Raw genomic sequence first — 17,960 nt, 5'->3', positions numbered from 1 at the left:
GGGTTTTATTGTTTTTGATAAAGGTATCTCGCATAATCCAAATCATCGGGAGTATCGATATCAATTTGTGCAAAAATATGATTTACTTCGAATGGGAATGCATTTTCTGAAATAATAATATCTTTTAGAATTAAGGAAGCTTTTGAAATATAAAGTAATCCGTTTTCAAAAAAAAGCGGTTCTAAATCCTGACTTCTCTGTCCGATAGTATAATTAAAAGGCTGGAATTTATTATTGACAATTTTCCCGAATTTCTGATGATTTCTTGAAACTGTAAATATGCTCTCTAAATTATCATTTTGATATTTTTCAAAAACTTCTTTTAATAAATTTTGAGGTCGCAATGGATTTGTAGCTTGCAATAAAACAACATTTTCAACATCTGAATCAATGGATTCTAAAACATGCTTTAAAGCAGAAACCGTTGGCTCCATGTCTCCCGAAATAGAAATTGGTCTATCGATAACTTTTGCACCAAATTGTAATGCTATTTTTTTAATTTCTGCATCATCAGTTGAAACATAGATATCCTCTATTATATCACTATTTTCCTGTGCATATAGTATTGAATGAGCAATTAGAGGTAATTCTCCCAGTAACTGAATATTTTTTTCAGGAATTCGTTTCGATCCTCCACGGGCAGGAATTATAGCTATTGTCTTCATTGTTTCTTTTTTCAATCTAATCTTGATTTAGCTTTTTTAATGATTTCATTCATACCTAAATTCCATGCTTCTGTAGTATATAAATTTTCCGGAAGAGAATCAAACTTTAATGGCTTTTCCATAAATTCAATTATAGCATTTTCCCAAGCTGATACAAAATGCGGTGTTTCAATTAATTTTCCAAATCTGCCATTTTCCATTATTTCTGATACTCCTCCAACATTTGAAGCTATACAATAACAGCCTGAATGCAATGCTTCTGTAAGACTTAAAGGAAATCCTTCCTGACAAAGGGAAGAAAACAAATAACAATCAGCACTTTGCAGATAAGATGCAATATTTTCATTTGGAATTTTTCCTAAAAACCTAACCCCTTCCTGCTCTTGTTTTGGTTCACATCCTATCACCCATAATTCGGTATTTGTATATTTTATAAAAATATTTTTCCAAGCTTCTAATATTATATGCAAGCCTTTTTTTGGTCGATCCTGTGAGCACCAAATGAAGATTTTTTTATCCTTAACATTAAATGAATCTTTTAACTGATCTTTTTTAGCACTTTCAAGTCTAAAGAATTTTTTAGTATCTATTCCGTTATGTAAAACCGAAATTTTAGATGGTAATGCTCTATAATACTCTTTATGAACCAAATATGATTTATAAGTTAAAAGTACCATTTCATCTATGGATTCAAAAAAAGAATCGCCTTTTTGATGGTCAAAAAAAGGAGGATAACTATGGTAAAAAAATTGAATATAACAGTTACTGCTAATTTTTTTTCTGCTTAAAAAATCTACAACATGTTCGACTAAATAAAAATTATCGACTATTTGAATAACAAATTTTTCTTCATTATTCACGATTTTACCTAAAGCTTTTATGTATGATAAATATCTTTTTTTCGTAAATTTTCTAAAAGCCTTTGTTAGGAAAGTATTTTTTACAAAACTATATTTGACTTTGCTAAAAGAACTATGAGGTTGTTCACAAACAATATAATCTATTTGGTTAAGCTGGGAACCAATGTAATTTTTATACAAGGTTGTCCAGCTCCCTATGTTTGAATAGGGCAACGGTAATTGAGAGATTAAAATTGTTTTTGCCATTTAAGTTAGAATTGTTTTTTTAATAATATTTTGCTTCTTCTTTTGTTAAGCCTTTATATATTAAAAACTTCTTTTTTATGCTTTTTTGAAAGATAAATCTATAAAACAGATCATTTTTTATCCATGAGATTATCTTTTTTTCTTTTTGTTTATCAAATTGAATCTCTTCTATTCTATCCTCAGACGAAATTATTGCTTTTTCTAATTTTTGTGACATCCATTCTTCTTCAACATTGCCCATATGGTACACAAAATTATCTTCTGTAGATAATCGCCAGAGTCCATTTCTTACAACTGTTTTATCGAGGATTTCGTCTTCACTATTTCCTCCTAAACTATAGTCTGAGAATAAAACCCCAAGATTAGAGAATACATCTGATCTGTAAGTTGCTACAAAGTGTCCTGCCCCAATGACTGCTTTTACATTTCCATTAGAAAGGGTAAGGTATTTTTCTAAATGTGTGTGTTTATAAAATTCAGGATTTCCAATACTATTTGCGAAATATTGCAAAGCTTTTGGATTTTTTACAGCAGTAAACTTTAATAAATTAGAAAAAAAATTCTCAAAAATTACGTTTGCTGTTTTATTACTAAACGATTTTGGAGAAGGTGTTGGACAAACTGCTCCTGCTTTTGGAAAGGCTTTGAAAACTTCATAAGTTGTGTTTTGCCAGCCATTTAAAAACAATGCATCTGCATCTGCAATTGTTATAAGTTTAAAATTTTGTCCTGTTATTCCTTTTAAAACAGCATTGATTTTACCAATATTAGAAGTGTGAATTAATTCGTTTATTTTCTTACTATGATATAAATTATTTAAATACTCGACCACTTCATTATTACTTCCGTTATTGACGACTGTAAAGTATGTTTTATTATGGCAGGTTTTAAACAGCGATTCTAAACAATATTGAAGAATTTTAAAACTGTCTTTAAAATACCCCTCCTGATTGGGTATATAAACGGGAATTATAACCTGATGAAAAAAGCTATTAGGTTCTTGTACTTGATCTTTATTCGGATTAAATCCTATTCGCATCTTTGTTATCTCTTTATTAAAATAAAAGTAAGTAATTTTAAATTCCTCCTTTTGAATATCCAAAAAGGATTTAGTACAAAAAGATTAAGGACGGATTTATAACTAAACTTCTTCACCATTTTAATCTGCATTGCGCAAAGATTGTTTAAAAGTATGTTATATTGAATATTATTTATGATTTTTTCAGAATTGAATTTAGTAAGGACTTTTTTTAAAAACAATGAAAGATCAGCATATCCTTTTGCTTCTGCAGAAATATTATTATTATGAATTCTATATTGAACTAATGGTTCGTCAACGTAATAAAACTTGGTAAAAAAAGAACATCTGATCCAATATTCAGCATCTTCACCTGCAGAGGGCATTTCTTCATTAAATAATCCTACTTTATCTACAATAGTTTTATTTAGAAGAACCGAAGGGGTCATTAAAGTCCAATTGCCCATCATTCTCATAGAAACATCTCCGTGTTTTACATCTATAGATCCAGGTCTGCCGGCTATCTGTGCTTGAATTATACCATTTTCATTAATTACCTGACAGCAGCCATGAACAAGACCAAACTCTGGATTTTGTTCTAAGATATTGACTTGGGTTTCAATTTTATGCGGAAGCCATAAATCGTCATCATCTATAAAAGCTGCATATTTACCTTTTGCTAGATTAATTCCAACATTTCTGGGTTTTGCCGGACCTCCGCTATTTTCAATTTTAATATATTTTACTTTTTCAAATGTTTGGCAGAGAAGTAAGTTTCCATCATGCGGGGTGCCATCATCAATAACAATAATTTCTATATTTTCATAGGTTTGATTAATGACACTTTCAATAGTCAATTTAAGAAAATCCGTCCTATCGTAAGTTGGAATAATTATACTAACTAAGGGATATGACATATTTTTTTTATCTTGTTTTTAACTCTTTTCATCAAGCCGAAAAACGTTTTCTTACGAGCCTGATTTAATTCTTGCTGTAATTGCAGCATTTTTTTATAATCTTCATAGTAAATACCATAGTGATTTTGGAGCATTTTATCACATTCTAACAAATGTTTTTCTTGATGAGATTTATCATTACTTACTCCTTTAAGATCAAAGACCGTAAGAGGATATTCAATATGTTTGAAAATAAACTTATTGCTTAAAAAACATTTGATAAAAAAATCTCTATCAGAAACTATTTTATACTGTTCATCGTAAAGTCCCATTTTTTCAAAAACTTCTTTTTTAAAAAATGTACTTTGATGCGGCAAAGAAGTACGTACAAAATATAATGGAGACAAATAATCAGGAAATATTTTGAAACCGCTTTCAAATTTGTAATCTCCGTAAATAATATCCCCTTTAAAATCAGAATGATTTAAAAAATCTTTTAAAGCTGTATTGCTGTTTAAAAAATCACCGCTGTTTAAAAACAATAAGTACTCACCATTTGCAGCTTTAATACCTTTATTCATGGCATTATAAATACCGTTATCTGGCTCACTAAGCCAAAATTGAATGAACTTTTCCTGACTCTCAATATATTCTTTACTTCTATCATTGCTGCCTCCGTCAATCACTATATATTCAAAATCTTTGAATGTTTGTGACAATACAGATTGCATAGTCGTTTCGAGACCTGCTCTATTATTAAAATTAATAGTAATGATTGACAAGTATGGCTGCATAGTTGATATAGTTAAATCTCAGTAATAAATTTCTGTATTAAAATTTCTGTATTAAAATTTCTGACTGAAATACTATTTGATAAACAATAGTCTCTTTATTGCTTTTTTTATATTTTTCTTATACTCTGTATTCATCAAGTGAATTAATTCCTTATAAGTTTGTGCTTTAGGTTTTTTAGGTGACTTTAAAACACCATCAATTATTTCTAAAACATCTTCTCTTATCTTAATTGGGGAGTCCATTTTTTCATTAAATACTGGTTGAGATACTATATCAAGAGCAATTTCGGGATTTTTATCAATTTCAAGCAATTTTTCTATAAGTGCTTCTTCTGTTTCAAAATCATGATAATTTAAAAATCTCTTAGTATTAAATTCTTTCCCTACATGTTTGTTTCCCCAATAAATTGGAATACTGTCAACAAACATTGGTTCGATAATTTTTTCTGTTGTATAGCCATCATGGCATTCATTTTCAAAAGAAATTACAAATTTATATTCCTTTATAAATTCTTTTTTATTGGGTACTGGCCCTCCAACATTATTTAATACTTTGCCTCCTGAGTCAACTTGGATATATTTGGACAGCTTATGAAAAAAATTGATTCTGTCTAAAGCGTTTGGATTAGAAACAACCATACAGCATGTCTTCGTTTTTTGGCTCCAGCTTTCGGCTAATTCATTTCTAGATTTAATTTGAGAAATCTTGTTATTCATATTGTCTTCATCTATGTACAATAAATAAAGAGGCAGTCTGTAATGATCTTCTCTATTATTAAAATCAAATGTAAAAGCAAAATCACATGCAGAAAAATCTGGTCTAATATTTTCTCCTGTAAAATAAATTCTTTTGCATTTATATTTAAGATATTCTGTACCAAAACAAGAGTAAAAAATCAAATCTGGATTTACTTCATCTATGGTCACATTATAGCGTTCTGATAATAAATTGTAGAAATAATTATTCGTTTTATCTAATGGCCAAAAGTCTACAAAGTTAATTCGTATTTCTTTCATTTCTGATCGATTTTCGCTTATCATATAAATTTTCTTATTGCTTAATTGAAGTTTTATAAGCTTTTTTGTAGACAGCTAAACATTCTGCTGCAGCTTTTTCCCAACTAAACTTTTTAACTTGATCTGATCCTTTTATTGAAAATTCATTTCGTAAAATAGGATTTTGAACTAATGAATAAATTTTATTTTTTAAATCTTCAGGATTTCCTGCTTCATAATAAACTCCTGCTTCACCAGCTACTTCTGGAAAAGAACTATGTTTTGCTAAAACTACCGGACATCCGCAAACCATTGATTCTAAAACTGGAATTCCAAATCCTTCATATAAGGAAGGAAAAACAAAACAAATTGCATTTTTATAATAAAGTCCTAATTCATCATCCTTAAATTCTCTCTGAATAATTTGATTTTCCAGATTTAATTCTTTTAAATATTCCTTTTCTTCATTATCAAATTCTCCTCCGCCAGCACACAATAAAACTAGATCATTGTTTAGTTTTAAAAGCTCTTTTATAGAATTTACTAAAAAAATAAAATTTTTATAATTAGCTCTAGTACCTACAAACAAGATATATTTTTCGGGAAGGTTATGCGTATGTGTGTCAACAATTTTTATTGAACAGCCATGATAAACTACATCAATTTTAGATTCATCAATATGCGGATATATTTTAATAATGTCACGTTTTGTATTTTCTGAAACGGCAATAATTCTTGTTGCACTCTCCATTAAAAGTAATTTATTAGCGCTAATCGATGAAATTATTTTTTGCTGATCTTCAAAAAAATGTGGAAATAATTCATAAATCATATCATAAATTGTCAGCACAAAAGGCTTTGAGTCTATCAATTTTAAAAAACTTACATCATAATAAGTCGGAATAAAAACATCAAAATCTTTTTTTAAAATTGTTTTCTCAAAAAATTTATCATTTCGTTTTCTTGTTTTTTCCAGGCCGCGAATTTTTAATTTTTCAAGTAATTTGATATACAGCGAATATAATTTCTGTTTAAAAGTTACTAAAACGCTTTCATTATAGTATACGTTTGAAGTTCCGTACAGAGGAATTTGAACTTTATTATTTTTTGAAAGTCTTGAAAGTATTTCTGTATAATATCTCGAAATACCCCCATATTTTTGCAAATTAAATGTTTGCGGATGTACCAAAATCTTCATCGTATGGTAATTAAATTAATTAGTATTGTTATTAATTTTATCTATTACCATTTTATAATCTTTCTCTAGCAGGCTTTCGAGGTAAATTTCTTTTTTTGAGCTGCTTGAATATTCTAATTGTCTAATAATTTTGTAAAGTCCTCTAACAACAAAAGATTTTTTATTTTTATTCTGCCACTTTTGAAAAGGGTTTGAATCCAGTTTCTTTTTTGTTAAAATGTGAAGATTATTTTCATTCGAATAAAAATGACAGTTCAATTTTTCTGCAATTATTTCGAGCGATTTTATATTATAAAAAGCAACGTGCTGACCAGTTTCTTTTGCAAAATACCTCCAATCCTCTATTGATTCCATTTTTAATTGTGGCTGTAATTCTGTCGAAAAAAATATAGAATCAGAATAATCAAACATTTTTTCAATTTCTTCAAAAGGATTAACCAAATGCTCAAAAACTTCGAACGCAGTTAATAATTCAAATTTATCTTTAAAATTTTGATCTGTTACATCAAAATATTGTGCAAAATAATTTTCGCAATAAAAATCCTGTCTGTAAAAATCTAATCCTTTATCTCGCATTAATCTAACGAATAAACCGTAACCACCAGCAAAATCGATAAACTTTGCTTTATAGTTAAAGTATTTTTTTATAATCCAGGTTGTGATATTTTGAAGACTTAAATTTCTTGCAACTAATCCAATATCAGTCATTGCAATAACTGAAGAATAGGATTCTTGCAGCCAAAAAGGTTCTTCTGTTTGAATAAAACCACAGTTCTGACATTTAAAATAATCTATTTCGTATTTGCTTAATATTCTGCCAGAAAATATTCTATCTGAATTAGATTTACAAATTTTACAATTCATGAATTCTTTGTTTGTTTTTTGTGATTTTATCTTTCGTTTTCAGGAATAGTTCTTATAAATACAGCTGGATTTCCGGCAACAACTGTCCAGTCAGGAACATCTTTTGTTACAACGCTTCCTGCTCCAATTACTGCACCTTCACCAATCGATACACCTTTTAAAATGATGCTATTAAATCCGATCCAGGCTTTATTCTTAATCTTAATTTTCCCTTTCTTAATATTACTCCAATCTTTGTAGAATCCTCCTATTTTATTTTCTTCTAAACCTTTCTTCCATTGTAATAGATCATCTTTTCTTTCTGACCAGACAATTGAATGAGAGTTATTATCGATAAATGTGCATCCCCAGGAAATCAAAACGTCATCACCAATTTCAATTTCATCGATACAAATAAAAAGCCCGCCACCAATAAAGGTTCTATTTCCAATTTTTATTTTCCCTTCCTGAATTTCAAAAATATAATCCCCTTTTATAATAGATTCATCACCTATTTCTAAATATTTTTTTTCCTCTAAAGGTTTTCTCACAAATATATTGAGAGAGGAAATATCAGAAGAAGGCGCAGATAAAATATACTTTGATTTATTAGACTGTAAATCAATGTTTTTTTTACCTAGTAGTAGTGATTTTATTTTTTTCTTTATTTTTTTTAGCATGAAAAATGAATTTTGAATTCAATTTGAAATAATCCCATAATTAAAATAATCTTTTATTGCTATTGAAAATCAGCCTTTTGATTTTTTTAAATATTTAAATCCTCTTTTAACAATATTATATACTGTTTGTTTAATACCTCCTTTATTTCTAACAATTTTAAAACAAACATCTGAAATATATCTATCTATATTTTTGTTAACTTGGATATTATTGGGGTGAACAATATTTCCTATGTTTTCTGTTGGTAAATTTTCAAATTCACTTGATCCCGTTGTATGTGTTGCATTTATTCCAAATCCTAAATTAGATACCAGATTTACGTTTGGAGCAATCACAATTCCTTGATTATTCCAAATAGAAAAACTCCACTGGTAATCCCACGTATCGATCTCTTTATTTAAAACTTTTTCGAATATAGGCATCCAATAATTTTTAAATATTATTCTATTATCGATTCTATTCATTAAATTATTGGTTTTAAAGTTTTCTAAATGTTTTAAATCAAAATCGTATTGTTTCCAGGCTCTTTTCCAGCTTGCCCATCCCCAAACAAAAGCATAATTAGAGAAAAAATAAGAAGAATCATCAGCTCTTTTTTCAGCGTGCAAATTACTTCCGTTAATAGCAAAAATATTTTCGTTCTCTTTATATTTTTCTAATAACTCTTGGCAATAATAAAAAAAAGAAGGGTGTGGCAAACAATCATCTTCTAAAATTATTCCTTGCTCTACGTTATCAAAAAACCAAGTTATAGCTTGAGAAACTGCAAGGCCGCAGCCTAAATTTTCATTTCGAAATAATGTTTTCACTTCACAGTCCCAATCTATACCTTCTAGAACTAAATCTCTGGTTATTTTACATTTTTCAGCATCCTGAACAACATTTGGTCGTGCTCCGTCTGCAGCAATAAATAAATATTTAGGTTTTTGTTTCTTTATCTCTTCAAAAACTACTTTTGTAGTATCAGGACGATTGAATATAAGGAATAATATAGGAGTTTCAAACATGACTATTTTTTAAGAATACTAATAAAAAATCTTCTAATCGATTTTACAAATGGCATTAGCCTAAAGTTTAAAAAGTAAAGTCTCATTATAAAAAACCATTCTTTTAATGTCAGTTTTCTATCTTTTTTTATTGTGACTTCATAAGTCATCAGCAATTCCAGTCTTTGATCTTTTTTAAATTTGTGTAAATAATTTATTATTACATCCTTAAAAAAACGAATGCTTACCTCTTTTTTTAAGATTGCATTTTCTTGCTGACCTGATATATTTATATTAGAAATTCTAAAGAATACTATAGATTCATTTATGGTGTATATCAATTTGCCATCCGGAAAATCTAAAAATGCTTTATAATCACTGCACCAGGCTAAAGGATAATTATTAAAACCATACTTTTTGTAACTAGCTTTTGAAAAAACATATTCAGATAATGAGCTTCTTGTGATTCCTTTAAAAATTCTCACAAAAGAGTCTGATGCTGATTCCCAAACAGGATGAATGTATGCGTCTGAAATTGTTTTGGAATCTTCTAAAACAATTTTTGTAGCAAATCTAATTACATTAGATTCGCCTTTAAATTTTTCGAAATTTCGGTACCAAGATTCGATTAATGAATAGTCTAAAAAATCATCATCACCCAAAATCATTATCCAATCTTCTTTTTCAGAAAGCGAGATACATCTTTCCCACTGTTTGGTTAAGGAAGTACCTCCTAAATTAGTTTTAAAACGATGATATTCAAAATCAAATTCTGATTTATATTTTTCGAGAAGTAAATCTGGATTTTCGGGACTGGCATCATCACCTATGTAAACCTTGAATCTTTTGTCTGTTTGATTAGCTAATGATTCTAATGTCTTTTCGAAAAAGGTTATTTTATAATAAGGGATTATAATTGCGATCATTAACGTAATAACATTTTAAAAAACTTAAGATGAAGTTTTGATTTTGGTTTTAACAAAAGGAGTCTTAACCAAATTTTTATTAAATGTATTTTTTTTATGTGATTAAATGATTCCAAAAGAAACTTTGCACCATTATCAAACTCTAGTTTTTTTAAATTAAAGTCTGATTCTCCATTTAATTGTAATGGTAATATATCCGAATACATATCGTGTATTTTAATTACAGATTCATACCATGAAGAATTGATTGTTCCAATCGAAAAATGTTCTATTAAGATTTCTTTTGTTGCTGCGATTTTATAATTATGTCTTAAATACTCAAAGGATAAATTCAAATCGTAATTGTGAAATCCTGTTAATATGTTAGAAAATTGAATTTCATCTGAACGTCTTGCAGCCATAAAAACACCATCAATTGCGGCTACTTCTTCTGTTTTTTTTATCCAGCCTTTTTCCCAATGCTCAACCTCACCAGATTTAAGATGCTGCATTATATTGAGAGCCTTAAGATCTTCCGGACAATCCCACCATGCTGATGGCATTTTAGTTTTTATTTTGGCGCCTGCCACACCTATTAATCCTATTTTAGGATTTTGTACAAATATGTCCTCAACTATTTTTCCCCAATCATTATTGTGAAACAAAATATCATCATGAATAAAACACCAATAATCACCCTTGCTTCGATTAATGCCAAGATTGTAAGCTTCAAAAATAGAATATTTATTTTTTGAATTATCAATCAAAATCAATTCGTAGTCAACCCCAATTGTTTCATCAATATTACTTAAAAGTATTGGGTTGATTTCTGCTGTTCTGGAGCATATTATTATCGAAAGTTTCAAGCTGTTTTAAAAAATCTTTTTATTTTAATACTAAGGTTTTTACGAATTTTATATTTTTTATAAAAGATATCTATTATAGTTAACAGTAGTAAATACCCTTGCAGTTTTTTTCCTCCCCTAATAAGCAAAAAAGCCTTTTCGTATGTTAAAAAATTTCGTTTTATAAATCTATTTTCTGCTTTAATTCTATGAATATTATCAATAGTAGTAGTTGATAAATAATCCATTAAAACTTTCCGCATTTTATAATCAATATCAATAATTGCAATTCTCTTTTCTGATTGAATGGCTTTTGCGATAACACTGGTAGAATGATATCTAAAATTATTTAATGACTCCGGTATAAATGCTATTTTTTTATTTACGATTAATTTAAAATAAAACATCCAATCTCCACAATATCTAAACTCATCTGCTATATCAAAATGATCTTTAATATTAACAGCATCTTTTTTAAATAGTACTGCACTGGCATTTGGGATTACATTTTTGAATATTAAAAACTTCTCAATAAATTTATTTGCATCCATTGTAAAAGGATTCAAAAATAAATTTGCATCAATGTCATTAGTATGAGTAATCCAATTTCCTGTTACTTTGCCAAATTCATTAACTCTATTCGACTGACAGTATGCTAAAACAACATCTAAATCATTTTGAAAAGGTTCTACTAATTTTTCTAAAAAATTATTGTCGCAATAATCATCTGTTTCTGCGATCCAAATTAAGTCGCCTTTTGCTAATGATATTCCTTTTGACCACTGTTTAAAGGTATTTCCAGAATTAGTTTTGTTAAAAATACAATGAGAAATTTTCTCATTCTTTGCATACATTGATAAAATTTCCCGGCTATTGTCTGTGCTGCAATCATCTAATATGATTACTTCAAAGTTAGAATAGTTTTGAGCAAAAATACTATCTAGCCGCTTGGCCAAATATTTTTCATGATTAAAATTTGGGACAATTATAGAAACTAATGGTAAATTATTTATCACTCCTAATTTTTTTTAAAAGCTTTTTTAAAATTTTCTTGAATTGATTAACATCGAAAACTTTTTCTTTTTCAATCGATCCTCCATATTTTTTTATCTGATTATTCAGTATTTCCTGAACTTCAGAATCAAAATTTTTTCTTATATTTTTTAAAAAATCTATCCAAATTTCTTCTCTTTTTAATTGAGTCTGAGAAGACCATATAGAATTATCATGAAGTCTGTATACACTCATAAATTCATTTAAGAATTTAATTTTTCCATACTTAGCATTAAGCATGTGCAAAAAATAATCTCCAACTGGTGCTTTATGAAAATATTTAGGCAGCTTATTAAATAATTTATTTCTAAAAACTACACTACAAGTGTGAATGTAATTTCCTTTAGCAAGATCTTTTATTGTTGTTGTTTCTGATACTTCACTGGTTATATCATCTTCTTCTAAAACGCTATTCCTTAATACTTGGACTTTATGATAACAAATGCTATAATCTAAATTTGCTTCTAAGAAATCTACTTGTTTTTGCAGTTTTAATGGATCTGTCCAATAATCATCTCCTTCGCAAAGTGCAACATATTTTCCTGAACATTGATTAAAGGCAAAAATACCATTAGCTTGCATTCCAATATTTTTTTTATGCCTGAAATATTTGATTTTACTTCCTTGCGAATGTGTTTTTATTAAATCATTAACTATTTCCTCTGTTCTGTCAGGAGAACAGTCATCGGCGATAATTAATTCATAATCAAAATCCGTTTGCTGCATTAAAATTCCTTTTATAGCCTGTTCAATATAGGATTCATGCTTATAAGTAATCATATTAACCGAAACTTTCTTTTGTATATAATTACCGTTCATTTAACCTCTTAGAATTTTTAAATTATTCATTCAATTTACTATTGAGCAACTATTTGAGAATCAACAAATCCATTTTTCTTAACAAATACTAATTCAACCAGCCACAAGACTTTTAGGTCAAAAGGCCTGTTTAAATCTGTAATTTCAAATAATCTATATCCATTTTCATCCATGAAATTTATCAACTTCAAGAAACTATTATCAAACGATTTATTAACAACTCCAGCTTCTACCATAAATATTTCTGTTTTTCCAAAATAATCACTTGCTCCTTGCAAAACTTCAATATCTAATCCTTCGGCATCAATTTTAATAATATCAGGAATAGGAAAATTCCCTTCGATAAGCAATTCATTTAGAGTTATAACAGGAATTTCTATTTGTTGTAATCCAGCTGTTTCTGCTTCTTCTTTTGTATATCTGAATGAACAACTATCGTCACGATCTACAATTGTAAAAAGAAAAGATCCTTTTTCTTTACCTGCACCAAAGGGATAAAATCGAATTTTAGAATTGCTATCTAAAATATCTTGAAATGATTCTTTTAACCAATTTTGAGGCTCTACAAGAGTATAATATGCATCTGGAAAATATTTCAAAGCATCACGTGTCCAAGTTCCATGATTTGCTCCAATATCAACAATATGTTTTGGTTGAAAATTGATCTTTTTTAAATTATTATAAAAATTCGACAATAAGGAACTTTTATCATCAATATGAACAGATTCAATAGGTGATTGAGAGATTGAGCTTATCTTGGTTAAATTATAACCAAATCTTTTTAATAATAATTTAATTTTCTTTTTAATTTTCATTTTACATTAATTATCTATTGACCATTCAAATCTTGGTTTTATAAATCCCGGTTCTCTTCCCATCCAAGCACCAATTGGTCTTTCTCCTTCCTGAATAATAAATGACATAATGTCCTTTTCAATAAATAAAGCACTTTTTCCATTTTCTATTATAAAAAGAGAAAGATAATAAGTACCTATATTTAAAAATCCTTCGGGAAAAACACATTTAATTTTATTTAAACCGTTTCTTAATTTTAAATCATTATTTATATGTGAAAAAGTAAAAAGAGGTTCACCAGCATCATTATTTAATACTAAAGTTAAATGCAAGTTTTTTGAACTATCTTTTAAAGTAAGCATCGTATTTAGCTCTATTTTTTGATATTCATCTAATGGGTCCTCAGATGATTTGCCAAATGCATTTAAACTTATTTCGTGAAGTGTAAATTCTGGTTTATCGTATTCTGAAGAAAAGTTTCTCATGTTCATTGACTCTGAATCCTGACTTAGATAATAATTCACAGCTTGTTCTGTACTGCCAACCATTGCTACTTTTCCATTAATAAGTACCAAACCCTTTGTACACAAACTTTTAACTGCAGCCATATTATGACTCACAAACAAAACCGTTCGTCCCTCACCTCTAGAAATATCTTGCATTTTACCAATTGCTTTTTTCTGAAACTCTGCATCTCCAACTGCTAAAACCTCATCGATAACCAAAATTTCCGGTTCCAGAAAAGCAGCTACTGCAAATGCAAGACGAACAGTCATACCACTACTATATCTTTTAACAGGAGTATCAATATAACGCTCGCAGCCAGAGAATTCGATAATTTCATCTAGTTTAGATGCTATCTCTTTTTTTGTCATTCCCAGAATTGCACCGTTTAAAAAGATATTCTCACGACCGGTCATTTCTCCATGAAATCCAGTACCTACTTCTAATAATGATGCGATCCTGCCACGAGATTTTATACTTCCGGTTGTGGGTGCTGTTACTTTTGAAAGTATTTTTAATAAAGTAGATTTTCCTGCTCCATTTTTACCTATAATTCCTAAAACCTCACCTCGTTCAACCTCGAAATTAATATCATGTAATGCCCATACGTATTCTGAAGTTCCTTTTGTAGAACGATCATTAGTATCGCCTATTTTCAAGTATGGATTTTCTTTACCACGAATTTGGTGCCACCATTTATTTAAATCGTGATTTAATGTACCTGTTCCTACTTCTCCTAAACGATATTGCTTAGAAATATTTTCGGCTTTTAAAATAATATCTTTTTCCAATTATAATCTTTAATCGTTAATTACCTAAAATAAAATCTTATAGATTTTTAATCCTAAACTGTATCAATAAAACTTTTTTCTGTCTTGTTAAAAATTAAAAGGCCAAGAAAAAATATGACAATTGTAATGGTTACGGTATATCCTAATCCTATTACTGAAATTTCTCCAACGTTTAATAACATGTAACGTGACGATTCAATGATATACGCAAGTGGATTATATTCTACGATCCATCCGTAAGAAGGTAATTTTGCTTTAATAAGTTCCATTGGATACATTACTGCAGATAAATACATAAGCAATTGTATTCCAAATGCCACCAAATAACTAAAATCACGATATTTAGTTACCATAGAAGAAATCAACATCCCCAATCCAAGCCCTAAAATTCCCATAATGGCAATCAATAAAGGAAAAAGGAATAATGAACTGTTTAGACTTAAATCCGATCCTTTAAAATAATAAAAAATATAAAAAGCAATAAAAATTACAAGTTGAATTCCTAACTTAATTAAATTTGAAATTACTACAGAAAGAGGTGTAATTATTCTTGGAAAATAAACTTTTCCAAATATACCCGCATTGGCTTTAAATGTATCCGAAGTTCCATTTAAACAAGCTGTGAAATAATTCCAGACAGTGATCCCTGCTAAATTAAACAAGAATGGAGGAACAGAACCGGTATTTATACCCGCAACATTATTAAATATTATGGTAAATGTTATAGAAGTAAATAACGGTTGAATTAAGTACCAGAGCGGTCCTAATACCGTTTGTTTATATACTGTAATTACATCTCGTTTAACAAAAAGAAATAATAAATCTCTGTATTGCCATACTTCTTTAAAGTTTAGTGAAAAGAACTTATTTTTTGGTGTTATTTCGAACAACCAGTCATTAGAATTATTATTCATTTATATTCTATATAATCAATTTTTAATACTACATATAAGAGTTCTTTACCCTTTTATTTAACAAGATTTTTAGCCTTTTATTATTTAATTAAAAAGGAAAAAGGCGTTTTAAAAAAACACCTTTTTAATATATCTATTGAATTTGTCAGAATTATTTATCAAGAACCTCAAAAGCAGAATTCATACTTTTAAATTCAGGGACAATTTTTTTCATTTTTGCAACTATATCTTCATTATCATAAAAATCAGCAATTCCAATTAACTCATCTATATCGGTATGCAGATTTTCATATTCATCCTGAATTTCCTGAGCAATCATAATTTTATTATGATAAGTTGGTAATGTTTTAGAAGTATCATTTAATAATTCTTCATATAATTTTTCACCAGGTCGTAATCCAACTATTTTTATTTTGATTTCCTTATCTGGTATAAATCCGGCAAGCTTAATCATTTTTTTTGCTAAATCTATTATCCTTACTGGTTTACCCATATCGAAAATATAAATTTCGCCTCCATTACCCATTGCCCCTGCCTCTAAAACTAGCTGACAAGCTTCTGGAATAGTCATAAAATATCTAATAATATCCTGATGAGTTATTGTTACTGGGCCACCTTCAGCAATTTGTTTAGTAAATAAAGGAACAACAGAACCGTTAGAACCTAAAACATTTCCAAAACGTGTTGTAATAAACTTAGTTACTCCAGGCACATTTTCTTTTTGATTTTTCAAAAATAAAGACTGTACATACTTTTCTGCTATTCGTTTGCTGGCTCCCATAACATTACTAGGATTCACAGCTTTATCGGTAGAAACCATCACGAATTTTTTAACATGATATTTACATGCTAAATCAGCTAGGTTTTTTGTCCCCTTTATATTTGTTAATATAGCTTGTGATGGGTTTTCTTCCATCAATGGAACATGTTTATAAGCTGCCGCATGAAAAACAACGTGTGGATTATAATTTTTAAATACCTTTTCTAATGCCTTTTTACTTTTAACGTCGGTAATAACTGCTACGATTTTTGCTGAACAGTTCATACTTAATGTTTCAAGACATAAATTATGAAGAGGAGTTTCTGCATGATCCAATATTATAACTGTCTTTGGGTTAAAACCAAGCACTTGTCTTGCTATCTCACTTCCAATAGAACCTGCAGCTCCAGTGATTAGAATAGTTTTGTCTTTTAACTGTTTAGATATTGATTTACTATCTAAAACAATCGGTTTTCTTTCCAACAAATCTTCAATCTGAATATTTTTTACTTTTTGTGAAATTTCCTTTTGGTTTTCCCAATCAGAAATTAGAGGCACTGTGTAAACCCTGTAATTAAATTCAAGACATTGGTCTACTATGATTAATTGTTCATCTTTTGATAAACTTTTATCAGCAATAATAACTCCTTCGGCTGCGACAGATCGCATTAATGCCGGCAGTTTTTTTCTTAAAATCAAAATTGGAAGATCCAGCATTCTCTTGGATGCATTTTGATTATTCTTATCTACAAAACCTACAATCTTAAATCGGGATGGAGTTTCAAATTTCAGTGCATTGGCAACCGATATGGCATTTGCATCCGTACCATATATTACTGTTCTTATTAGTTTTGAATTTGTTTTTTCTGAAAAATATAGTTCAAATGTTTGTTTTACAATAACACGATATAAAAACAAACCGCAGAATGAAAGAACTAAATTGATGAATAATGCTGTATTTAAAAATGCCTTTTCTCCTGCATATAATTCATAAACAAGATTTACAAACAAGAAAAAAACCAAAACTGACATTTGAGAAAACAAAAGTTTTATCGCATCAATATAGGACGAATGCCTTATAATCCCCGAATAAGTTCTAAAAAGCCAAAAGAAAAAAACATTTACTATTATTAAACTGGACACAAAATAGAAATCATGTGAAACAATAATGTATCCTAGTGCAGTTCCTTCAAACAGCATATAGGTAAATGTAAATGAGAAAAGAAGCACCATAACATCTATGGCAACAATAATCCACCTTGGTAAATAACTAAGGTTATTAATATTTGCTCTCAAATTTCTTGGTGAAAAAGAGTTATACAATATGGATGCTATTTTGGTTGGTTTATCTGTATCCAATTTCGTTTAGTTTAATTCTGCAAACTTTGTAT

The 17,960-nt window shown here is 28.8% G+C and carries 18 protein-coding genes; all 18 read right to left on the bottom strand.

The window, feature by feature from the left end; all coding sequences use genetic code 11:
- Positions 1 to 5: 5 nt before the first annotated feature.
- The gene (locus ASD98_RS04450; protein ID WP_056203176.1) at positions 6 to 665 is read right to left on the bottom strand and encodes a cytidylyltransferase domain-containing protein; all 660 of its coding nucleotides are present in this window, start codon (positions 663 to 665) and stop codon (positions 6 to 8) included.
- Between the two features lie 11 nt (positions 666 to 676).
- Positions 677 to 1,771, bottom strand: coding sequence for a glycosyltransferase family 4 protein (locus tag ASD98_RS04445; protein ID WP_056200746.1), 1,095 nt, complete (start codon positions 1,769 to 1,771; stop codon positions 677 to 679).
- A 19-nt stretch (positions 1,772 to 1,790) separates the two neighbouring features.
- A complete protein-coding gene (locus tag ASD98_RS04440; protein WP_056203174.1) occupies positions 1,791 to 2,810 on the bottom strand; it encodes a glycosyltransferase in 1,020 nt (339 codons plus the stop codon).
- 5 nt (positions 2,811 to 2,815) lie between these two features.
- Positions 2,816 to 3,706, bottom strand: coding sequence for a glycosyltransferase (locus ASD98_RS04435; RefSeq protein ID WP_056200744.1), 891 nt, complete (start codon positions 3,704 to 3,706; stop codon positions 2,816 to 2,818).
- Positions 3,691 to 4,479 (bottom strand): glycosyltransferase family 2 protein, encoded by a 789-nt coding sequence (locus ASD98_RS04430; protein WP_082577789.1) that lies wholly within the window; start codon positions 4,477 to 4,479, stop codon positions 3,691 to 3,693. Before ASD98_RS04430 ends, ASD98_RS04435 begins: the two co-directional genes overlap by 16 nt.
- 72 nt (positions 4,480 to 4,551) lie before the next feature.
- Positions 4,552 to 5,496, bottom strand: coding sequence for a glycosyltransferase family 10 domain-containing protein (locus tag ASD98_RS04425; RefSeq protein WP_056200737.1), 945 nt, complete (start codon positions 5,494 to 5,496; stop codon positions 4,552 to 4,554).
- A gap of 34 nt (positions 5,497 to 5,530) precedes the next feature.
- The gene (locus ASD98_RS04420) at positions 5,531 to 6,673 is read right to left on the bottom strand and encodes a glycosyltransferase family 1 protein (protein WP_056200732.1); all 1,143 of its coding nucleotides are present in this window, start codon (positions 6,671 to 6,673) and stop codon (positions 5,531 to 5,533) included.
- 15 nt (positions 6,674 to 6,688) lie between these two features.
- On the bottom strand, positions 6,689 to 7,537 hold the full coding sequence (locus ASD98_RS04415; RefSeq protein ID WP_056200730.1) for a class I SAM-dependent methyltransferase: 849 nt from the start codon (positions 7,535 to 7,537) through the stop codon (positions 6,689 to 6,691).
- Positions 7,538 to 7,563: 26 nt separating this feature from the next.
- Positions 7,564 to 8,196 (bottom strand): DapH/DapD/GlmU-related protein, encoded by a 633-nt coding sequence (locus ASD98_RS04410; protein ID WP_056200727.1) that lies wholly within the window; start codon positions 8,194 to 8,196, stop codon positions 7,564 to 7,566.
- 69 nt (positions 8,197 to 8,265) lie between these two features.
- On the bottom strand, positions 8,266 to 9,204 hold the full coding sequence (locus ASD98_RS04405; protein ID WP_056200725.1) for a hypothetical protein: 939 nt from the start codon (positions 9,202 to 9,204) through the stop codon (positions 8,266 to 8,268).
- 2 nt (positions 9,205 to 9,206) lie between these two features.
- Positions 9,207 to 10,109, bottom strand: coding sequence for a glycosyltransferase family 2 protein (locus ASD98_RS04400; protein ID WP_056200722.1), 903 nt, complete (start codon positions 10,107 to 10,109; stop codon positions 9,207 to 9,209).
- On the bottom strand, positions 10,109 to 10,954 hold the full coding sequence (locus ASD98_RS04395; protein WP_056200720.1) for a glycosyltransferase: 846 nt from the start codon (positions 10,952 to 10,954) through the stop codon (positions 10,109 to 10,111). The genes ASD98_RS04400 and ASD98_RS04395 overlap by 1 nt, the downstream gene beginning before the upstream one ends.
- Positions 10,951 to 11,949, bottom strand: coding sequence for a glycosyltransferase family 2 protein (locus ASD98_RS04390; protein ID WP_082577787.1), 999 nt, complete (start codon positions 11,947 to 11,949; stop codon positions 10,951 to 10,953). The genes ASD98_RS04395 and ASD98_RS04390 overlap by 4 nt, the downstream gene beginning before the upstream one ends.
- The gene (locus ASD98_RS04385; RefSeq protein WP_056200714.1) at positions 11,939 to 12,805 is read right to left on the bottom strand and encodes a glycosyltransferase; all 867 of its coding nucleotides are present in this window, start codon (positions 12,803 to 12,805) and stop codon (positions 11,939 to 11,941) included. Before ASD98_RS04385 ends, ASD98_RS04390 begins: the two co-directional genes overlap by 11 nt.
- Before the next feature lie 38 nt (positions 12,806 to 12,843).
- On the bottom strand, positions 12,844 to 13,620 hold the full coding sequence (locus ASD98_RS04380) for an FkbM family methyltransferase (protein WP_056200711.1): 777 nt from the start codon (positions 13,618 to 13,620) through the stop codon (positions 12,844 to 12,846).
- 6 nt (positions 13,621 to 13,626) lie between these two features.
- On the bottom strand, positions 13,627 to 14,895 hold the full coding sequence (locus ASD98_RS04375; protein ID WP_056200706.1) for an ABC transporter ATP-binding protein: 1,269 nt from the start codon (positions 14,893 to 14,895) through the stop codon (positions 13,627 to 13,629).
- 53 nt (positions 14,896 to 14,948) lie between these two features.
- Positions 14,949 to 15,809 (bottom strand): ABC transporter permease, encoded by an 861-nt coding sequence (locus ASD98_RS04370; protein ID WP_056200703.1) that lies wholly within the window; start codon positions 15,807 to 15,809, stop codon positions 14,949 to 14,951.
- Positions 15,810 to 15,960: 151 nt separating this feature from the next.
- Positions 15,961 to 17,928, bottom strand: coding sequence for a nucleoside-diphosphate sugar epimerase/dehydratase (locus ASD98_RS04365; RefSeq protein WP_056200700.1), 1,968 nt, complete (start codon positions 17,926 to 17,928; stop codon positions 15,961 to 15,963).
- Between the last annotated feature and the right edge of the window lie 32 nt (positions 17,929 to 17,960).

The sequence above is a fragment of the Flavobacterium sp. Root186 genome, assembly GCF_001428525.1.
GTDB lineage: Bacteria > Bacteroidota > Bacteroidia > Flavobacteriales > Flavobacteriaceae > Flavobacterium.
This window is presented reverse-complemented; position numbering and strand designations above follow the sequence as displayed.

Coding starts and splice junctions, on each gene's coding strand:
- ASD98_RS04370 (WP_056200703.1), bottom strand. CDS start 15,809: ATGAATAATAATTCTAATGACTGGTTGTTCGAAATAACACCAAAAAAT.
- ASD98_RS04380 (WP_056200711.1), bottom strand. CDS start 13,620: ATGAAAATTAAAAAGAAAATTAAATTATTATTAAAAAGATTTGGTTAT.
- ASD98_RS04445 (WP_056200746.1), bottom strand. CDS start 1,771: ATGGCAAAAACAATTTTAATCTCTCAATTACCGTTGCCCTATTCAAAC.
- ASD98_RS04405 (WP_056200725.1), bottom strand. CDS start 9,204: ATGTTTGAAACTCCTATATTATTCCTTATATTCAATCGTCCTGATACT.
- ASD98_RS04410 (WP_056200727.1), bottom strand. CDS start 8,196: ATGCTAAAAAAAATAAAGAAAAAAATAAAATCACTACTACTAGGTAAA.
- ASD98_RS04450 (WP_056203176.1), bottom strand. CDS start 665: ATGAAGACAATAGCTATAATTCCTGCCCGTGGAGGATCGAAACGAATT.
- ASD98_RS04385 (WP_056200714.1), bottom strand. CDS start 12,805: ATGAACGGTAATTATATACAAAAGAAAGTTTCGGTTAATATGATTACT.
- ASD98_RS04415 (WP_056200730.1), bottom strand. CDS start 7,537: ATGAATTGTAAAATTTGTAAATCTAATTCAGATAGAATATTTTCTGGC.
- ASD98_RS04420 (WP_056200732.1), bottom strand. CDS start 6,673: ATGAAGATTTTGGTACATCCGCAAACATTTAATTTGCAAAAATATGGG.
- ASD98_RS04435 (WP_056200744.1), bottom strand. CDS start 3,706: ATGTCATATCCCTTAGTTAGTATAATTATTCCAACTTACGATAGGACG.
- ASD98_RS04440 (WP_056203174.1), bottom strand. CDS start 2,810: ATGCGAATAGGATTTAATCCGAATAAAGATCAAGTACAAGAACCTAAT.
- ASD98_RS04400 (WP_056200722.1), bottom strand. CDS start 10,109: ATGATCGCAATTATAATCCCTTATTATAAAATAACCTTTTTCGAAAAG.
- ASD98_RS04430 (WP_082577789.1), bottom strand. CDS start 4,479: ATGCAGCCATACTTGTCAATCATTACTATTAATTTTAATAATAGAGCA.
- ASD98_RS04425 (WP_056200737.1), bottom strand. CDS start 5,496: ATGAAAGAAATACGAATTAACTTTGTAGACTTTTGGCCATTAGATAAA.